Source organism: Microbacterium foliorum (assembly GCF_006385575.1).
Classification (GTDB): domain Bacteria; phylum Actinomycetota; class Actinomycetes; order Actinomycetales; family Microbacteriaceae; genus Microbacterium; species Microbacterium foliorum_B.
The window spans coordinates 957,473-976,153 of record NZ_CP041040.1; the positions used below are offsets into that span (position 1 = coordinate 957,473).

Genomic DNA, 18,681 nt, shown 5'->3' on the forward strand with positions numbered 1-18,681 from the left:
CGCGACAGGCGCCGACCGCCGGATCAGGCGAAGGCGCTCATCCCGGTGATGTCACGGCCGAGCAGCAGGGCCTGCACGCTCTCGGTGCCCTCGTAGGTGTGGATCGCCTCGATGTCGGCCATGTGCTGCATCACGCCGTTCTCGAGCAGGATGCCGTTGCCGCCGAGCAGATCGCGGGCGATGGACGCCACGCGCCGTGCCGCGCGCGTGTTGTGGAACTTCGCCAGTGACGCCTGCGTGGGGCGGAGTTCGCCGGCCGTCTCGAGGTCGGCCAGGCGGCGGCAGTAGAGCTGCATCGCGGTGAGGTCCTCGAGCATGTGGGTGAGTCGCTCCTGCACCATCTGGAACTTGGCCAGCGGCTTGCCGAATTGGATGCGCTGCGTCGAGTAGGCGAGCGCGGCCTCGTAGCAGGCGGTCGCATGACCGAGCGCCGACCAGGCGACGCCCGAACGGGTCGCGTAGAGCACGATCGAGGCGTCCTTGAAGCTCTTCGTCCCCGGCAGCACGGAGTCCAGCGGCACCCGCACGTCGTCGAGCACGATGTGCGCCTGGTGGATGGCTCGGAGCGATGCCTTGCCGCGGATCGGGGTCCCGGTGTATCCGGGGGTGTCCTGTTCGACGAGGAAGCACCGCACGGCACCGTGCTCGGCCGCGGTCTCGTCATCGACACGGGCCCACACGAACGTGATGCCGCCCGAGGCGCCGTTGCCGATCCACTTCTTCGTTCCGCGGATGACCCATTCGTCGCCATCGCGGCGTGCGACGGTCTCGAGCGAGACGGAGTCCGACCCGTGGTCGGGTTCGGTGAGGGCGAAGGAGCCGAAGACTGAGCTGTCGGCGAGCGCCGTCAGCCACTTCTCCTGCTGCTCGGGTGAACCGAAGAGCGCGAGAGTGCGCAGTGCGAGCCCGCCCTGCACGGCGAGCACGGTGCCGAGAGACCCATCGCCGCGGGAGATCTCCATGTTGACGAGCCCCGCCGCGAGAGGGGAGAGGTGAGTGAGCGACGGATGCTCGATGCCGTCGACGACCAGGTCCATCTCGCCCATGCGGCGGGCGGCGTCGAGCGGGTACTCGGCGCGGTCCCAGGCATCCGCCATCTGCGGTCCGACCTCGTCGATGTACGCCTTCGCGCGATCCCAGGCGGCACGATCGGCGTCGGGGATGCCGGCGAAGACGGCGTAGTAGTCGCTGTCCTGTCGCCCGGTGATGTCGTACGACGAGACGCGCTCGCCGGGCAGGGGGGAGGCTGCGGTGCTCATGGTGACTCCTTCGTGACACCAAGTATCGTACTCCTCGATACTCGGTTCCACGACTCCGGATGCGGCGATCTGAGTCCGGAAGCGCACGCCAGTGCTATTCGGAAGGGAGTCGCGTCACGGCGAACGTCGTCGACGCGTCGCCAGGATAGTCAGCGACGAGTGTCCGGGTGAGATCCTCCCCGGGGGAGAGGAGCTCTTCGGGGAACGCGCCGACGATCGTGTAGCCCCCCGGATAAACGAGATAGGCGAGCGGTGCGAGCTCGGGATCCGTCGCTTCGACGTGCACGTCACCGCCGATGCGGAACGGGGCCGCCTCGATGCGGGTGGTGGACGCTTTGGCGTCGATGAACAGCAGCAGGGTGAAGGATGTCTCCAGTTCCCATTCCGAGGTCTGCTCGTTCCACATGACCTCGAGGCTGGCTTCGTTGGGCTGTTCATCGAGGTCGTATGTGAAGGCGACTGATCGATGATTCTCATCGCCATCGATCGTTCGCGTTTTACTGTCGATGACGACGTCCTCGATGCGCTCTGCGGCGAGGAGCACCGCGTCCGTGCGAAGCGTGTGGAAGTCCCCGTACTCCGCAATCGGCTTGTTCGTCGTCTCCACCTCGATCGCGTGCTGATCGAGCTCAGACGCCCTGGTGGCGTCACCCTCCGAGATCGCCGTGAGATAGTCCTTCACAACCCCAGTGGGGTCGCGTCGATCAGGGGTCGGCGCCGAACAGCTTGTCGCTGCCATCACCAAAGTGATGAGCACGATTCCTGCGCTGAGGTGCCTACTGGATCTGCGCAAACCTCGGTCCTTCCCAACGAATAACCGTAAAGTCGACTGCATTGATCTTGTTCTCGGTGCTTTGAGTCGAGGTGATCAAGATCTGCATTGTGCTGATCGCAGCAGTAGCGACGCCGCCGAGAGTGATGAGGAACGAGATGACGGCTCCCCACACCCCAGCGATCGCAGCGGGGCCCGATGCGGCCACCGCCGCGACCAAGCTGAAGATCGCTCCAACGACACCGAAGATCGCTGCTGTGGCTCCCCCGCATAGGAGTGTGAGCTGTACGTAGTAGTTCTCGATGTCGTCGGCATGGGTTCTCAGCACATCCTCGAAAACCGTCATGGCTGACTCCACGCGTGCGAGATTGTCTGGTTGCTCGCTGATCGCGACTTCGTACGCGCGACTCGCCGGCAGATCATCCCAGGTCATATAACCTTCGAGGTCGTCGGCGCTGATCTTCAGATGGGCAACCGCGTCACCGATCCCATCGAGCGCGGCGGCGGCCGAGCGAAGCTCATCGGGGCTGCCGAGAAACTGCGTCATCTCGCGGAGAACGTCGATGTACTCGAGACACTGCTCAAGGACGGCGAGCACCATTGTTGTGAGCTGCTCGACCAGCCAATCGATCAATACGTCGGGAATCGCTGGTGCGACGGTACCCAATCGGGTGTTGATGAAAACCTCGACGGCAACGCGGATTAGATCAGGGGCGACCCGCATCGCCTGCCGCACGCACTCCTCTGCCTCGTCCAACTGATCGAGCATCGTCTCTCGCAGATCATCGACGTAGCTCACAGCGAGTCCATCTCGGTCTCAACCCGGCGGATCTCCTCTTGTGAGTAGTCTTCCATCTCCATGTATTCAATTGCGTTGTCGAGCAGCGCGCGAGCGATACCTTCGAAGACTTCCTCGCCGTCGTGCACGTAGTCACGAATACTGCTCAATTGAGACGTGACCGCGGCGTGGAGCCTGTCCGCACCGGAGACGATGGAGAACGTCGGCAGGTCGAGCTCGAGGGCGTCGATCTCTTGCACCCAACCCTGGAGCCTCAGGCTCCAGGGTTGCCATGAGTTGTTCGCGTCGCCGCGAAGCGCTTGTTCATCGTATTCAGGCATTGGGCCCCCCCAAGTCGATCGATCAGGTGAAGCGTTCGTACGTGTCGGAAGCCACGGCGGCGTGCTGTGCAAGGCGAAGGATCTCCGCAGCGATCGCATCATCGGAGAGCGATTTCAGCCACCGATCGGTCGCAGTGATCTGGCGCACAGTCCCGAACGACGCCGTGACCGAGAGCTGCCGCAGGTCGTCTTCGATCGTCACGGACGGCGGTTCGCCACCCGCGACGAGGGCGGAGAGACTCGCGCTCACGGCCTGGGGCGGTAACTCGACCCGCGCGTGCGCGAGCTGGAAAGCTGCGTTGATGGCGCCCAAATACTCTTCCGGTGAGCGCTCACTTTTCGCGCCTGAGAACTGGAACCCCGTGACGAAGCCTCGCGCATCCAGTTCGACTGCCGCATGCGATGACCCGTGCGTATCGAAATCGGAAAATTCCTCTGAGATCATCCGGGTTCGTCGGCGTATATCGCCCTGCAGAGCTGCAGTACGTTTCAGCAGCCCACCCAGCCGGTCGATCACCGGTTCCCTCTCGGGCATGGTCATGACCAGCGGGCCGCAATCTTCGCGCGGCCGCGAGAGTATCGCGCGGCGCTGTTGCCCGCGGCGGTGCTCGCGAGCTCGAGGATGCGGTTCATCTCCGCCAGCCGCGTCGTCCACAGGGCCTGCGCGCGGGAATAGGCATCGGTCGCCTCACCGTTCCATCCCGATCGCAACGTGCTCACCTCGGCATCGAGATGCGCTAGGGCTTCGGCGATGTCGTCGTGGGCCTGGGCGATGACCATACCGGCGGTCGATATCCGGCTCGGATCGTACGCTCTGACGGGTGTCATGACGCCAGCGTAGCCGCTGCACGGAGGAGAACGCATGTGTTCACCGGAGTATCGGAGAACGGCTCAGTGGAGCGATGCCCCGCTACTCAGTCGAGCTGCGTGCGCAGGCGCCGGGTGACCTCGGCGATCGGCATCGAACGGGGGAACACCGCGACGACGACGTCGTCCGGCGCCTCGGCGACCGCTTCCGAGGGCACGCCGTAACGGCGGCGCACGTCGGCGAGGGCCGTCTGCAGTGTCGAGAGCGGCACCTTCTTCTTGCCGCGCAGCAGCTGCCGCAGCACATGGTTGTGCACCGCGGTGACGAGGGCCGAGAACCCGACGGCATCCAGAGGGTCGATGCCGGGAAGCGAGCTGCGCAGGTAGTCGTCGAACAGCCGCTCGTAGCGGAACACCGTGATGATCTCGCGCTCACGGAGCACCGGCACCTGACGCACGATCTGGTAGCGCCGACGCGCGAGTTCCGGGTCGTGCGCGAAGTGGGCGAAGACCGACTCGGATGCCGCGCACACTGCGCCCCAGGGGTCGTCGTGTCCCTCGGCGAGGAACGTCCGCAGCTGCTCGAGCAGCACCTCGTGGTCTGCGAAGACGACATCCTCTTTGCCGCCGAACTGGCGGAAGAACGTCGAACGCGAGACTCCTGCGGCCTTCGCGATCTGCTCGACGGAGGTCTGATCGAAACCCTGTGATGCGAAGAGCTCGAGTGCAGCGGCCACGACGCCGGTGCGCAGTTCTGCGGATTCGTGCATGGGACGAGCCTAGACCTCGGCTATGGATGCGCGCGCCGGCGTCGTCACGATGTCCGGCGCTGTGTCCAGACTGGCCGATGAGCTGTCGGAGCCCACGGTCGAGAGTGTGACCGCAGCTCTGCGGGCCGGTGTGCTTCTCGTCACTGCCCTCCCGAACGGCGACTCGTCGACCATCCCGGAGCTGATGACCACCAACGGCGTGGTGAACGTCGCGTCGGTCGATGCGTCGGCCCAGCCGGCGAAGAACAAGGCCGGGGGCGAAATGATCAACGATGACGTCGATGTCGTCGCGCCCGGCATCGAACTCGCAGGCCGGGGCTGGGACGGGACATCGGGCATGTCTGCCTGGTCGGGAAGCTCCGCGGCGACGCCGGTTGTCGCCGCCGGGAGAAGAGCACACTCCGATCGCGGCAACGCGTTTCTGAGCGCTGTCGACAGCGTCGACTACCATGGGTCGTCGGAGGGCGGGGCGCGTTGGCGTCCCTGACGGAGGGGAAGATCATGGCAGCGCAGATCGGTGCTGACTTCGAGCAGATGCTCGAGAACATCCACACGCTCGTCAAGAGTATCGAAGCGGCCGGAGTGGGGTCGCGTGGCACGGAGATCGACGGCCTGCGGACGAATACGACCTCGACGTACCTCAACTCCGCATCGGACTACACAGCGGGTCTGGAGAGGATGATCGCCGAGCTCAGCGCAGACACGGCGGCTTTCCGCGACGCACTCAAGGCTGTGGTCGATCAGAAGCAGGAGTCCGAGGAGAGCCTCTCGGCTGCCCTGGCTCAGATCGCGCAGGTGGTGGACGACCCGACGCTCGTCTCATCGGCTCAGCTCCAGAGCGCCACGGAATCGCCGGTAGCGAGCGGCTCGTCGTCCTCGACGGGAACCGCGGAGGACGACGACAGCGGTTCGGTCAGCTACTGATGCTGCGGCGTCGGTGGAGTGCAGCCGCCCTCGTGATGGCGTTCGTCGTCGCGGGTGCTGTTGCGCCTGGAACGGCTGTGGCTCAAGACTTCTCGTCGGGAGGTCCGCTGTGGTACGTCGACGCGACGAAGATCTCCGCGATCCACGACGCAGGAACCACCGGAGAAGGTGTGACTATCGCGGTGTTCGATGGGGGGATGTACCCAGAGATCTCGAACCTGCAGGGTGCGGACATCGAAGTGCGCGATCTCGCGCAGTGCCCAGACCCGACAGCTCCTGCCCCAACGGCGTTCGCGGCGCTGCAGCACGGCACGTCGGTCACTTCATTGATCGTGGGTAACGGGACGTCGGACAACGGCTCCGGCCCGGTGGGGATCGCTCCGGATGCGAGGATCCTCTACTACGGTGCACTGCAGACCGACTGTGATGTCGATGCCTTCCCCGTTGCCCTCGCGGACGCGGTCGCGCAGGGCGCCGACATCGTGTCGATGTCGGGGGGATACCGGCGTCTGGACGACGAGCTTTCGCAGCCCGCTGCCGCCGCAGTCGCGGACGCGCTCCGAGCGGGAGTTCTGGTCGTGGCCAGCCTTCCGAACGCCGATTCCGTGTGGGAGAACGAGCTCGGCGACATCAATGGCGTCGTGAATGTGGCAGCGGTCGACGCCATGGCCCAGGCGGCCAAAAAGCGCGATGGATCTGACATGGCCAACGACGATGTCGATGTGGTCGCTCCCGGCGTCGATGTCGCGGGCCTAGGCTGGGACGGCACGTGGGGTATGTCCGCGTGGTCGGGCAGTTCCGCCGCCACCCCGATCGTCGCTGGGGTGCTCGCCCTCGGAGTGCAGAAGTGGCCCGACGCCACAGCCTCGCAGCTGCTGCAGTCGCTGATTCGCAACACCGGGTCGACTCCGCACGAGCTCGAGTGGTCGAACAGGTTCGGCCATGGGATCGTCAACGCGACTCGCCTGGTGGAGGAGGATCCATCGCAGTACGCGGACGAGAACCCGCTGTTCACAGACGGGCAGGTCCCGACGTTCGACGAGGTCTACGCACCGACGGACCCTTCATCTACTGATGGCCCGGAGCCGGATGGAGACGGAGCGCCGGCTGTGCTCCCCTGGATTCTCGTGGGCGGCGGAGCAGTCGTCGTGGCCGCGATCGTGATCGTGGCAGTAAGTCGCAGAAAGAGTGGAGGGCGCGAAGATGTATAACCCAAACGTGTGTACACCGACGATGTTCGAGGACGAGCTGCGTGCTCTGACGAGCATGCCCTCATTCTCCGATCCGCGATTGAGCGATCGTGTGAGCGCTGTCATCGAACTCCGTAAGGCGATCAAGGCGGTTCGCGAGATTCCGGGCTGGAGTGGTGACTCGGAGGGCGACGCGCAGAATCTCCTCGATCGCATGGAAGGCAACGCCAACCGCATCCAGGCAGAACTAGCGGCGATGCAGATCAAGCTCGGCGGTGCTTCGTCCCTGACCAGGAATGCAGCATCCGATGCTCTCTCGGCATTGCCCTCCGCATCTGCCGAGGGCATCCTGGCCGACGCCGGCCGAAGCCTCTCTGGAATAACAGACGGGTGGGGCGGCCTCGACACGGGTGAGCTGGTGGCTCAGGAGGAAGCGAAGCTTGCCGCCGAGCGCGAAAACGCGGCGATGAAGGAGCTGACGAGGATTCGGTCCACGCTCTCAGGTCACGCGGCGACCCAGTTCAGGGACGAGCCCGCGCGTGACAACGCCGACACCACCTCGGTCCCGCTCCCCGTGATCGACGTCGACGGCATCGACTCGCGCGTCCCTCCGGTCGGCAGCAATGGACCGTCGGCGGGCGGCAGCGCGCCGCAGGGCGGCACCGGCGTCGGTACCTGGACCCCGCAGCCTGGCGGCGGGTGGGTGCCCGGAGGCGATGGCGGCTCGGGCGGCGGCAATGGCGGCTCAGGCGGTGGCAACGACGGCTCAGTGGGTGACAACGACTTCGGCAACGGCGGCAACGGCGGCTCAGTGGGTGACAACGAATGGGGCAACGGCGGCAACGGTGGTGACACCGGCTGGGGCAACGGCGGCACAGGCGGATCCGGAAGCGGCGGCGCAGGTGACCCCAGCGTCGACTCGCCGATCGGCGGCACCCTGCCCGGATACCCCGGCGGCGGCAGCGGCGGTGGCGGAGGTCTGCTCAGCGGTGGATCCGGTGGCTCGGGCACGCTCGGCGCAGCGGTCGTGGGCGGTGCGGGAGCCGCGGCTCTGATGGGCGCACGCTCGGCGTCTCTCAGCGGCACGAGCGGCGCGAGTCTGTTCGGCGGCGGTGGAAGCGGTGCAGGTGCAGGTGCGGCGACTGCCGGACGTGGACTGCTCGGCATGAACGGCTCGACCGTCCCAGGAGGCTTCGGGGCGGCAGGGTCCGCTTCCGGCTCGGCGTCCGGCGCTGCCGGTGGATCGGCCGCCGGCGCGGGTGGCCGTTCGATGGCCCCCGGCATGATGGGCGGAGCATCCGGCGACGACGATAAGCGGCGCGAACGCTCCGGTCTCGGCGGACCGATCGCCCCCAAGCTCGAAGACGACGAGGAGACAGGGCCCCGCTCGCGTTCCGCCCAGGCGGGCAGTCGCGACACGCTTCGCTGAACCCGATCTCCATACCGGTATGCGCTCCCGGCGGCCCTTTGGCCGCCGGGAGCGTTCAGTTCGAGGTAGTAGGCTGGGCAACTGGTCGATGTCTCGACATCGAGAGAATTACCAGACAGCAGCCCAGTGAAGGAACCACAGTGGATCTGTACGAGTACCAGGCACGAGACGTTTTCGAAAAGTACGGAGTGCCGGTTCTCGCCGGCATCGTCGCCGACACCCCTGAGGAGGTGAAGGCAGCCGCTGAGAAGATCGGCGGAGTCGTCGTCGTCAAGGCCCAGGTCAAGACCGGTGGTCGTGGCAAGGCCGGCGGCGTCAAGGTCGCGAAGACCCCCGAAGAGGCATACGAGGCGGCCAAAGCCATCCTCGGTCTCGACATCAAGGGCCACGTCGTCAAGCGCGTCATGGTCGCGCAGGGTGCGCGCATCGCCGAGGAGTTCTACTTCTCCGTGCTGCTCGACCGTGCCAACCGCTCCTACCTGAGCCTCTGCTCGGTCGAGGGCGGCATGGAGATCGAGGAGCTCGCGGTCGAGCGTCCCGAGGCACTCGCTCGCGTCGAGGTCAACCCGCTGACCGGCATCGACAAGGCGAAGGCCGTCGAGATCGCCCGCGCCGCCAACTTCCCCGAAGACCTCATCGAGAAGGTCTCCGACGTCTTCGTCAAGCTCTTCGACGTCTACAAGGGTGAGGACGCGACGCTCGTCGAGGTCAACCCGCTGGTCCGCACCGAAGAGGGCGACATCATCGCTCTCGACGGCAAGGTCACGCTCGACGACAACGCCTCCGAGATCCGTCACCCCGAGCATGAAGCGCTCGAAGACAAGGACGCAGCCGACCCGCTCGAGGCCAAGGCCAAGAAGAGCGGTCTGAACTACGTGAAGCTCGACGGCGAGGTCGGAATCATCGGCAACGGTGCAGGGCTCGTCATGTCGACGCTCGACGTCGTCGCCTACGCCGGTGAGAACCACAACGGCGTCAAGCCCGCCAACTTCCTCGACATCGGCGGCGGAGCGTCGGCTGAGGTCATGGCCGCAGGCCTCGACGTCATCCTCGGCGACCCGCAGGTCAAGAGCGTGTTCGTGAACGTCTTCGGCGGCATCACGGCGTGCGACGCCGTCGCGAACGGCATCAAGGGCGCTCTCGAGACCCTCGGCAGCGCAGCCTCCAAGCCGCTCGTCGTGCGCCTCGACGGCAACCGCGTCGACGAGGGTCGCGCGATCCTCGCCGAGTACGCGCACCCGCTCGTCACACTCGCCAGCACCATGGACGAGGGCGCCGACAAGGCCGCCGCACTCGCCAACGCCTGATCGCAGAGAGACACAAGGACTAAAGAAATGTCGATCTACCTCAACAAGGATTCCAAGGTCATCGTCCAGGGCATCACCGGCGGCGAGGGCACCAAGCACACGGCGCTCATGCTGAAGGCCGGCACCCAGGTCGTCGGTGGCGTGAACGCCCGCAAGGCCGGCACCACGGTCTCGCACACCGACAAGGACGGCAACGCCGTCGAGCTCCCCGTCTTCGCCTCCGTGGCCGAGGCCATGAAGGAGACCGGCGCGGACGTGTCGATCGCCTTCGTGCCGGGTGCGTTCACGAAGGACGCGATGATCGAGGCCATCGATGCCGAGATCCCGCTGCTCGTCGTGATCACCGAGGGCGTCCCCGTGGGCGACTCGGCCGAGGCCTGGGCCTACGCGCAGAGCAAGGGCAACACGACCCGCATCATCGGACCGAACTGCCCCGGCATCATCACCCCTGGTGAGGCGCTCGTCGGCATCACGCCCGCGAACATCACCGGCAAGGGCCCGATCGGTCTCGTGTCGAAGTCGGGCACCCTGACCTACCAGATGATGTTCGAGCTGCGCGACCTGGGCTTCTCGACCGCCATCGGCATCGGCGGCGACCCGGTCATCGGCACGACGCACATCGACGCGCTGGCTGCGTTCGAAGCCGACCCCGAGACCAAGGCGATCGTGATGATCGGCGAGATCGGCGGCGACGCCGAAGAGCGTGCGGCCGAGTACATCAAGGCGCACGTCACCAAGCCGGTCGTCGGCTACGTCGCGGGCTTCACTGCTCCCGAGGGCAAGACCATGGGCCACGCGGGCGCCATCGTCTCCGGCTCGGCAGGCACCGCTCAGGCGAAGAAGGAGGCCCTCGAGGCCGCCGGTGTCAAGGTCGGCAAAACGCCGTCCGAGACCGCCGCTCTCATGCGTGAGATCGTCGAGTCGCTCTAAGAGCTAGACTGGACAGGAAGGCCCCGGACTCCACTCCGGGGCCTTTCTTTGTTCCCGCTCAGCATGGCAAGATCAACGGAACGGCGACACACATCCCAGGAGGCGCGATGTCCGCATCACCGACGCCCGGTTCTCCGATTGCCGGTGCCACGACAGCGTTCGCACCGCCGGGATGGTATCCGACGGGTTCGCCTGGGCTCTCCCGGTGGTGGGACGGTACCCGATGGACGGATCACATGGCTCGACCGTCCGGGGTGTTCGACGCGGGATCCTATCGACGGATGCTCCTGACGATGATGATCGTGTGGCCCGCGCTCGCGATCATGTACGCCGTCGTCTTCATCGTCTTCGGCGTCATGTGGGGCTGGAACATAGTCCTTCTCACATCCATGGGTCTGCCCGCGGTCGCCTTCGCGATCGGGGCAGTCGTGGTGGTCGTTCTGGTGCGACGTCGGCTTCGCGAAGTGCCCGTCGCGGCCGAGCTCACACAATGAGTCCGAATCGAGTGCGGGCGGAATAAGCACGTCCGATGCGGCCGGGGCGACCTGAGCCCGATCCGCTGATCCTGAGAACGACGGAGGGGCGGATGCTGCTCGCATCCGCCCCTCGTCGTTCCTGTGTCGCTCAGGCGACGCCGAACAGTGCCTCGATGGGGCCTCGTGCGAAGAACACCACGAAACCGGCGGCGACCACCCACAGCAGTGGGCTGATCTTCCTGGCCTTGCCCGAGAGCGCCTGGATGAGCACCCAGCTGACGAAGCCGGCGCCGATTCCGTTGGCGATCGAGTAGGTCAACGGCATCACGGTCACGGTCAGGAACACCGGCAGCAGCACGTTGAACTCGGTCAGATCGATGTACTTGATCTGCGCCATCATCATCGCTCCGACGATCACCAGCGCCGCGGCGGCGATCTCGGTCGGCACGATCGACGTGAGCGGTGTGAGGAACATCGCGAGCAGGAACATGCCTCCGGTGATCAGGTTCGCGAAGCCGGTGCGCGCACCCTCTCCGATACCCGCTCCGGACTCGATGAAGACGGTGCTCGACGACGACGAGGTACCACCACCGACGATCGCGCCGACACCTTCGACGACCAGTGCCGACTTGATGCGCGGGAAGTCGCCGTTCTCGTTCGCGAGACCGGCTTCTTTGGCGAGACCGGTCATGGTGCCCATGGCGTCGAAGAAGTTCGAGAAGACCAGGGTGAAGACGATCATCACGATCGCGACGAGGCTGACCTTGCTGAAGTCGAAGCCGAAGTCGACCGCGCCGACCAGGCTCAGGTCGGGCAGGCCGAACGGCGAGCCGGTGAGCGTGGGGACCGTGAGGCCCCAGCCTCCGGCGTTGCCGTCTGCTGCGGCGCCGAGGTGCCAGATCGCCTCGACGATCACCGCGAGCACCGTGCCCGAGACGAGGCCGATGAGCAGCCCGCCCTTGACCTTGCGGGCGACCAGGATGCCGGTGACGATGAGCGTGACGATGAAGAGAACGGTCGGGACGGTCGCGACGGAGCCGCCGACTCCCAGGCCGACCGGCGGGGAGGCACTGCCGGTGGCGGTGACGAAGCCCGAGTTGACGAAGCCGATGAAGGCGATGAACAGGCCGATTCCGACCGTGATCGCGATCTTGAGCTGGAACGGCACAGCGTCGAAGATCATCTTCCGAAGGCCGGTGGCCGCGAGGAGCACGATCACGAGACCGTTGATCATGACGAGCGCCATGGCCTCGGGCCAGGTGACCTGGCCGACGACCGAGAACGCGACGAAGGCGTTGATGCCGAGGCCGGCTGCGAAGCCGAAGGGCAGGCGGGTGATGAGACCGAAGAGGATCGTCATCACGCCGGCGGTCAGCGCGGTCGCGGCGCCGACGGCGCTGAAGTCGAGGGTGTCGCCTGCGACATCGGCCGAGCCGGACAGGATGATCGGGTTGAGGATCACGATGTAGGCCATCGTGACGAACGTCACCAGACCCCCTCGGATCTCGGTGCCGATCGTGGATCCGCGCTTGCTGATCTCGAAGAAGCGGTCCAGGGCGTTCGTGGGTTCGGCCGTGGAGCGGGTGGGGGACGGGGCAGTTGTCATCGGGAAACCTCCGCAGGCGACGATATCGTGTCGCGCGAGTCGCGCGCGCCCCCAGGCGACGACAGGGTTCTCGTCGTAGTCTCGATTCGATATGCAACGCCTCCTCGTCGCGCTCCTCGCCGCCTTCGATGCCGCTATCGCTGCGGCGGTCGGTCTCGTGGTTCTGCTGGCGCCGCTCACCCTGCTCTGGACGCTCTCGTTCGGAGTCACGGCCGACTGGGGAGCCCTCTGGCCGCTCACCGGCTCACTGTGGCAGTTCGGCCACGGCGTGCCGCTGAGCATCGAGGTCTCGACCGAGGTGCTGCGCACCACAGGCATCGCGCCTGACGCCGCCGCCTTCACGCTCTCGGTGGCCCCGCTCGCGTTCCTCATCTTCACTCTGCTGTTCGCGGCTCGCTCCGGCGCCCGTGCCGCCCGTGCCGGCGCGTGGCTGCTCGGCACGCTCTCGGGGTCTCTCGCGTTCGCGGCGATCGCAACCGGCGTCGCGCTGACCTCCCATCACGCCGCGGTCGAGACGTCCGTCGCGGAGGGCATCCTGCTTCCGACCTCCGTCTATCTCGTGGGCGCCGTATGCGGGGCGGTGCGCATCGCCTGGGAAGACGGCGACGGCGGCATCCTCGACCGCATCCACGATGTCGCCGACTCGTGGGGCGACTGGGGGCCGGTGCCGAGCGCAGCGGTGCGCGGTGCGGCCTTCGCGGTGGTGGGGGTCACCGCGGTCTCGGCGCTGGCCGTCGCTGTTCTCGTCGCGGCACGAGGTGGGGAGATGGTGGCGCTGTTCCAGGCGGCTCGAGTCGATGCGCTCGGTGCCGGGATCATCACGCTCGGGCATCTCGCCTATCTGCCCACGATCATCGTCTGGGCGGCCTCCTGGCTCGCCGGCCCCGGATTCGCGGTAGGCGTCGGCACTGCTGTGTCTCCCGCGGGCACCCAGCTCGGAGTGGTCCCGGGCATTCCCGTGCTCGGCCTTCTTCCCGAGAGCACCTCGATCTGGATGCTCATCGTGATCATCCTCCCGATCGGAGCCGGAGCGTTCGCAGGATGGGCCGTCCGCTCGCGCCTCGTCTGGGAGGGCACGCCTCTCGGATTGGCTCCCAGGGCGGCGATCGCCGCGGGCATCGGCGTGCTGACCGCCGCGGTCGCCGCGGTCGCCGCCCTGCTCGCCGGAGGATCTATGGGCCCTGGGCGGCTCGCCGAAGCCGGACCTGGGGCGCTGCCTTTCGCCCTCGCTCTGGGCGGCGAGGTCCTGCTCGGCGCGGCGATCCTGCTGCTGTCGCCTCGGAACCGGGACGAGCTCGCAGAAGAGCGCACCGATCGGTGGGTCGCCGAGATGACGGCGTCCGACACCGTCTCGAGCGAGCGCGACGATGCGATGGTCGGCTGGCCCGACGCATCGCGCGACCACGACGCATCGCCCGACCACGACACCGCGCCGCTCGATGGCGCGGGGGGATTCCGGCTGCCGAAGCGCGACCCGGGGGATCCCGTCGGCTGACATGCGGGTCGGGCCCCGACTTCGGCCCCGATAGACTGGGTGCGTGCTCACGGTCGCCGTTCTCATCTCGGGCACCGGCTCGAACCTTCGCGCCCTCCTCGAGGCTGCTCGCCACCCCGATTTCCCTGCGCGGGTGGTGGTCGTCGGCGCCGACCGCGAAGCCGACGGCCTCGCCCACGCCGAGGAGTTCGGCATCCCGAGCTTCACGGTTCCGTGGCACGAGCACGAGTCTCGCGAAGCATGGGGCGAAGAGCTCGGCCGCCAGCTCGCCGTCTGGAACGCCGATCTCGTCGTGCTCAGCGGCCTGATGCGTCTGCTTCCCGCAGGGCTCGTCGCTGACCTCGCGCCCCGGCTGATCAACACGCATCCCGCCTACCTGCCGGAGTTCCCCGGCGCACACGGAGTGCGCGACGCGCTCGCCGCGGGCGTCTCGGAGACCGGCGCGAGTGTGATCGTCGTCGACGACGGCGTCGACACCGGGCCGATCCTCGCGCAGGAGAGGGTGCCGGTCGTCGCAGGCGACACCGAGCACAGCCTGCACGAGCGCATCAAGCCCGTCGAACGCCGACTGCTCATCGACGTGGTGCGCCGCATCGCGACCGGCGAGCTCTCGCTGACCCCCGCACCCTGAACCGATCCACGCACGCACCCCCTCGCACGAAGGAGCCCATCATGGCCGGACCCCGCCACGACCATTCGCTGTACCGCGACCGCGACACCGTCCCGGTGCGCCGAGCGCTCGTCTCGGTGAGCGACAAGACCGATCTGCTCGTGCTCGCCGAGGCGCTCGCGGGCGCAGGTGTGCAGATCGTCTCGACCGGCTCGACCGCGTCGACCATCCGTGAGGCCGGGTTCGAGGTGACCGATGTCGCCGCCGTCACCGGTGTCGCCGAGATGCTCGACGGTCGCGTGAAGACCCTGCACCCGAAGATCCACGGCGGTCTGCTCGCAGACCTCCGCCTCGAGGACCACGAGCGTCAGCTCGCCGACCTCGACATCGCGCCGTTCGAGCTCGTCGTGGTGAACCTCTACCCCTTCGTCGAGACGGTCGCCTCCGGCGCCGAGGGCGACGACGTCGTCGAGCAGATCGACATCGGCGGGCCCGCCATGGTGCGCGCCGCCGCCAAGAATCATGCGAACGTCGCGATCGTCGTCTCGCCGCAGTCGTACCCGGGCATCATCAGCGCCATCGAGAACGGCGGCACCACTCTGACGCAGCGTCGTGAGCTCGCGGCCCGCGCCTTCGCACACACCGCCGCGTACGACACGGCGGTCGCCTCCTGGTTCGCCGAGGGCACACTCGGTGAGGGCGAGGACCTGCCCACCCACCTCACGATCCAGGCCGAGCTTCTCAACACGCTGCGCTACGGCGAGAACTCGCACCAGCGCGGCGCGATCTACACGCGCGTCGGCGGCCACGGCATCGCGCAGGCGACGCAGCTGCAGGGCAAGGAGATGTCGTACAACAACTACGTCGATGCGGATGCCGCGCTGCGCGCCGCGTACGACATGGTGAAGCCGGCGGTCGCGATCATCAAGCACGCGAACCCGTGCGGCATCGCGACCACCGCGCCCAACGCCCTCGACCCGATCGCGAGCGCCCACATCCGCGCGCACGAGTGCGATCCCGTGTCGGCGTACGGCGGCGTGATCGCCGCGAACGGCACCGTGACGCTCAAGATGGCCGAGAACCTCAAGGACATCTTCACCGAGGTCATCGTCGCTCCGTCGTTCGAGCCCGCAGCGCTCGAGGTGTTCAAGGCGAAGAAGAACCTGCGTCTGCTGCAGCTGCCGCAGGACTGGCAGCAGGAGCGCATGGACGTGCGCCTGGTCTCGGGAGGTCTTCTGCTGCAGGATGCAGACCGCTTCCCCGACGACATCGTGTCTGTGGCGAAGAACTGGGAGCTCGTCTCGGGCGAGCGCCCCAGCGACGAGGAGATGGAGAACCTGATCTTCGCGTGGAAGGCGTGCCGCGCCGTCAAGTCGAACGCGATCGTCCTCGCGAAGGACAACGCCACGGTCGGCGTCGGCATGGGTCAGGTCAACCGCGTCGACTCGTGCCGGCTCGCCGTCGAGCGTGCCGGTGACCGTGCGGCCGGCTCGGTCGCGGCATCCGATGCGTTCTTCCCCTTCGCCGACGGCGCGCAGGTGCTCATCGACGCGGGCGTGAAAGCGATCGTGCAGCCCGGTGGCTCGGTGCGCGACGAAGAGGTCGTCGACGCCGCACGCAAGGCGGGCGTCACGATGTTCTTCACCGGAGAGCGTCACTTCTTCCACTGAGGACGCCGGCCTCAGGGCCGAAGAGCTTCCGAAACCCCTCGCACCGACGCCGGCGCGAGGGGTTTCGCGCTGTGTGCAGAGGGCGGGAGCTGGGCTCCACAGTGATGTCCGATTTCCGCCAGCCGGTGTCGGCGGTGCATGACAGAGTGGAGCCATGAGCTTCCCCGTGACCGACTTCGACGAGCGATATCGCGCGATCAGCGCACGTGACACGCGCTTTGACGGTCAGTTCGTGACGGCCGTCAGCTCCACCGGAATCTACTGTCGACCGAGCTGCCCCGCGCGCACGCCAAAGCCGCAGAACGTCACCTTCTATCCGACCAGCGCCGCGGCCCACGAAGCGGGGTTCCGCGCCTGCAAGCGCTGCCTCCCTGAGGCGGCCCCCGGCTCACCCGCGTGGGATCTGCGCAGCGACGTCGCGGCGCGCGCCATGCGTCTGATCGCCTCAGGCGTGGTCGAGCGAGAGGGGGTGTCGGGCCTCGCCGTGCGCCTCGGCTATTCGACGCGACACCTCACTCGGCTGCTCTCGACCGAGCTGGGTGCCGGGCCGCTCGCCCTCGCCAGGGCGCATCGGGCTCATACAGCGCGGATGCTGCTCGTCGGCACGGACATGCAGATCTCCGATGTTGCCTTCTCTGCGGGCTTCGCGAGCATCCGGCAGTGCAACGACACGATCCGCGAGGTGTTCGACCTGACGCCGGGCGAGCTCAGAGCCCGCCGGAAGATGCAGGCATCGGCCTCTCCCGGCGCGATCGACCTCGTCCTTCCGTACCGCGGACCCCTCGATGCGTCCGGCATCTTCCACTGGATGGCGGCCCGTGCGGTGTCGGGGGTCGAAGACGCCACAGCGACGTCGTTCTCGCGTCATCTGCGCATGGCGGGCGGGCCCGCGTGGTTCGAGGTGACTCAGGATGCGACGGAGCGACTGCACCTGCGTGCCCGCGTCGCGCAGCTCGGCGACCTCGCTCCGCTGGTGTCGACCGTGCGGCGGATCTTCGATCTCGACGCCGACCCGCTTGCCGTCGATCAGGCGCTGAGCACCCACCCCGAGATCGCTCCGCTCGTCGCGCGTACGCCCGGCATCCGCGTGCCCGGTTCGGCGGATCCGCATGAGATGCTGATCCGCGCGATGATCGGTCAGCAGATCACGGTCGTCGCCGCTCGCACCGCGCTCACGGCCCTGACCGAGGCGCTGGGGGAGCGCACCGAGCAGGGGCTCCTGTTCCCCACGATGTCGGCGATCGCCGAGCGAGGGGCCGAGGTGCTGCGCGGGCCGGGGGCTCGCATCAGGGCGATCATCGGTGCTGCTGCTGCGCTCGCCGACGGCTCGCTCCCGCTCACGGTCGGAGACGACGGCCTCGAGCAGCGAGCCGCGCTGCTCGCGATGCCGGGAATCGGGCCCTGGACCGCCGACTACGTGCGGATGCGCGTGCTCGGCGACCCCGACGTGCTGCTCCCCGGTGACGTCGCACTGCGTGCAGGGGCTGCCTCATCCGGGCTCCCGGGCGATCCGCGGCCGCTCGTCGCGTGGGCGGAGCGTGCCGCTCCGTGGCGCAGCTATCTCAGTGCTCACCTCTGGCGCGCGGCACCGGCGCGGCCTGTGCGCCGGACGCGCGCGTCCCAGACCGCCACCCTTGTGAAGGAGACCCCATGAACGCCATCATCCAGACCATCGAGACCCCTGACGGGCCGTTCACCATCCTCAGCGACGAGCGCCAGCGAGTGCTCTCCTCGGGATGGACGGCCGATCAGGCGACGATCGTCGCCCGACTCTCGAGCCAGGGCCGACCGACCCAGGTGCACGAGCGCGACACCGATGCGGCAGCCGCGGCGCTCGCGTTCTATGCCGGAGACCTCTCGGCGATCGACGCGGTCGCGGTGAAGCAGACGGGCACGGAGCTGCAGCGCGCCGGATGGGCGGCGCTGCGTGAGATCGAGCCGGGGGAGCCGTTGACCTACACCTCGTTCGCGGCGCGGCTCGGCAACCCCCGTGCGGTGCGGGCCGCTGCGTCGATCTGCGCCCGCAATGCTCCGGCGCTGTTCGTGCCGTGCCATCGCGTGCTGCGCTCCGATGGCACACTCGGTGGATTCGCCTGGGGCCTCGACGTCAAGGCGAGCCTGTTGGAGAGAGAAGCCGCGCGAGGGTGAGTCGCAACTGAAGCGTCGGCCGGCGCAGGAGTGCTGTCGTCCGTCGCCAAGACCGGTATCCCGGCATGCGACGCCGTCTGAGGGAGGACGACGTCGAGGAATCGGGAATCTCTCTTGCGCTCAGCTTGTTCACAGGAATAGGCTGGTGGGCTGTCGCACCGACCGGGAC

At 67.3% G+C, this 18,681-nt stretch carries 20 protein-coding genes and 1 pseudogene; 13 read left to right on the forward strand and 8 right to left on the reverse strand.

From position 1 onward, the window contains the following. Window positions 1-23 precede the first annotated feature (23 nt). The 7 genes from FIV50_RS04630 to FIV50_RS04660 all read right to left on the reverse strand — a co-directional run bounded on the left by FIV50_RS04630 (window position 24) and on the right by FIV50_RS04660 (window position 4,727). Complete coding sequence (locus tag FIV50_RS04630) at window positions 24-1,259, reverse strand: acyl-CoA dehydrogenase family protein (protein WP_140036412.1); 1,236 nt, start codon at window positions 1,257-1,259, stop codon at window positions 24-26. Window positions 1,260-1,353: 94 nt separating this feature from the next. Further along, complete coding sequence (locus FIV50_RS04635) at window positions 1,354-1,941, reverse strand: hypothetical protein (RefSeq protein WP_140036413.1); 588 nt, start codon at window positions 1,939-1,941, stop codon at window positions 1,354-1,356. A 94-nt stretch (window positions 1,942-2,035) separates the two neighbouring features. Continuing rightward, entirely contained in the window at window positions 2,036-2,830 is a 795-nt protein-coding gene (locus FIV50_RS04640; RefSeq protein ID WP_140036414.1) for a hypothetical protein, read from the reverse strand. Then, entirely contained in the window at window positions 2,827-3,150 is a 324-nt protein-coding gene (locus FIV50_RS04645; RefSeq protein WP_140036415.1) for a hypothetical protein, read from the reverse strand. The genes FIV50_RS04640 and FIV50_RS04645 overlap by 4 nt, the downstream gene beginning before the upstream one ends. Before the next feature lie 22 nt (window positions 3,151-3,172). After that, window positions 3,173-3,691, reverse strand: coding sequence for a hypothetical protein (locus tag FIV50_RS04650; protein WP_181164334.1), 519 nt, complete (start codon window positions 3,689-3,691; stop codon window positions 3,173-3,175). Next, window positions 3,688-4,014 carry a WXG100 family type VII secretion target gene (locus FIV50_RS04655; RefSeq protein ID WP_140036417.1) on the reverse strand — a complete coding sequence of 109 codons (327 nt, stop codon included), beginning with the start codon at window positions 4,012-4,014 and terminating at the stop codon, window positions 3,688-3,690. Before FIV50_RS04655 ends, FIV50_RS04650 begins: the two co-directional genes overlap by 4 nt. A gap of 50 nt (window positions 4,015-4,064) precedes the next feature. Continuing rightward, window positions 4,065-4,727 (reverse strand): TetR/AcrR family transcriptional regulator, encoded by a 663-nt coding sequence (locus FIV50_RS04660; RefSeq protein ID WP_140036418.1) that lies wholly within the window; start codon window positions 4,725-4,727, stop codon window positions 4,065-4,067. Between the two features lie 22 nt (window positions 4,728-4,749). Here FIV50_RS04660 and FIV50_RS04665 point away from each other — a divergent pair, with 22 nt between their 5' ends. From FIV50_RS04665 to FIV50_RS17640, 8 genes and pseudogenes are all read left to right on the forward strand, one after another. Next, entirely contained in the window at window positions 4,750-5,214 is a 465-nt protein-coding gene (locus FIV50_RS04665; protein ID WP_140036419.1) for a S8 family serine peptidase, read from the forward strand. A gap of 14 nt (window positions 5,215-5,228) precedes the next feature. After that, on the forward strand, window positions 5,229-5,651 hold the full coding sequence (locus FIV50_RS04670) for a hypothetical protein (RefSeq protein WP_140036420.1): 423 nt from the start codon (window positions 5,229-5,231) through the stop codon (window positions 5,649-5,651). Window positions 5,652-5,728: 77 nt separating this feature from the next. After that, entirely contained in the window at window positions 5,729-6,862 is a 1,134-nt protein-coding gene (locus FIV50_RS04675; protein ID WP_181164336.1) for a S8 family peptidase, read from the forward strand. A 7-nt stretch (window positions 6,863-6,869) separates the two neighbouring features. Then, window positions 6,870-8,270: a hypothetical protein gene (locus FIV50_RS04680; protein WP_140036422.1), complete on the forward strand. Its 1,401-nt coding sequence runs from the start codon at window positions 6,870-6,872 to the stop codon at window positions 8,268-8,270. Between the two features lie 140 nt (window positions 8,271-8,410). Beyond that, on the forward strand, window positions 8,411-9,577 hold the full coding sequence (gene sucC, locus FIV50_RS04685) for an ADP-forming succinate--CoA ligase subunit beta (protein ID WP_140036423.1): 1,167 nt from the start codon (window positions 8,411-8,413) through the stop codon (window positions 9,575-9,577). A gap of 27 nt (window positions 9,578-9,604) precedes the next feature. Beyond that, window positions 9,605-10,507, forward strand: coding sequence for a succinate--CoA ligase subunit alpha (gene sucD / locus FIV50_RS04690; protein WP_042539277.1), 903 nt, complete (start codon window positions 9,605-9,607; stop codon window positions 10,505-10,507). Window positions 10,508-10,614: 107 nt separating this feature from the next. Further along, window positions 10,615-10,743 (forward strand): annotated as a pseudogene (locus FIV50_RS17875) (DUF2510 domain-containing protein); the annotation flags it as partial. Further along, window positions 10,744-11,001 carry a hypothetical protein gene (locus tag FIV50_RS17640; RefSeq protein WP_181164394.1) on the forward strand — a complete coding sequence of 86 codons (258 nt, stop codon included), beginning with the start codon at window positions 10,744-10,746 and terminating at the stop codon, window positions 10,999-11,001. A gap of 130 nt (window positions 11,002-11,131) precedes the next feature. Here FIV50_RS17640 and FIV50_RS04700 read toward each other — a convergent pair whose 3' ends face one another. Then, the gene (locus FIV50_RS04700; RefSeq protein WP_140036424.1) at window positions 11,132-12,589 is read right to left on the reverse strand and encodes an NCS2 family permease; all 1,458 of its coding nucleotides are present in this window, start codon (window positions 12,587-12,589) and stop codon (window positions 11,132-11,134) included. Between the two features lie 91 nt (window positions 12,590-12,680). On the opposite strand from FIV50_RS04700, the gene FIV50_RS04705 reads away from it, so the two are divergent. From FIV50_RS04705 to FIV50_RS04725, 5 genes are all read left to right on the forward strand, one after another. Next, entirely contained in the window at window positions 12,681-14,084 is a 1,404-nt protein-coding gene (locus tag FIV50_RS04705) for a cell division protein PerM (protein ID WP_219846256.1), read from the forward strand. 43 nt (window positions 14,085-14,127) lie between these two features. Beyond that, on the forward strand, window positions 14,128-14,715 hold the full coding sequence (gene purN / locus FIV50_RS04710) for a phosphoribosylglycinamide formyltransferase (RefSeq protein ID WP_140036425.1): 588 nt from the start codon (window positions 14,128-14,130) through the stop codon (window positions 14,713-14,715). Between the two features lie 41 nt (window positions 14,716-14,756). Further along, window positions 14,757-16,364 (forward strand): bifunctional phosphoribosylaminoimidazolecarboxamide formyltransferase/IMP cyclohydrolase, encoded by a 1,608-nt coding sequence (gene purH, locus FIV50_RS04715; protein ID WP_140036426.1) that lies wholly within the window; start codon window positions 14,757-14,759, stop codon window positions 16,362-16,364. Between the two features lie 154 nt (window positions 16,365-16,518). Further along, entirely contained in the window at window positions 16,519-18,018 is a 1,500-nt protein-coding gene (locus FIV50_RS04720; RefSeq protein ID WP_140036427.1) for a DNA-3-methyladenine glycosylase 2 family protein, read from the forward strand. Continuing rightward, on the forward strand, window positions 18,015-18,512 hold the full coding sequence (locus tag FIV50_RS04725) for a methylated-DNA--[protein]-cysteine S-methyltransferase (RefSeq protein ID WP_140036428.1): 498 nt from the start codon (window positions 18,015-18,017) through the stop codon (window positions 18,510-18,512). Before FIV50_RS04720 ends, FIV50_RS04725 begins: the two co-directional genes overlap by 4 nt. Window positions 18,513-18,681 lie beyond the last annotated feature (169 nt).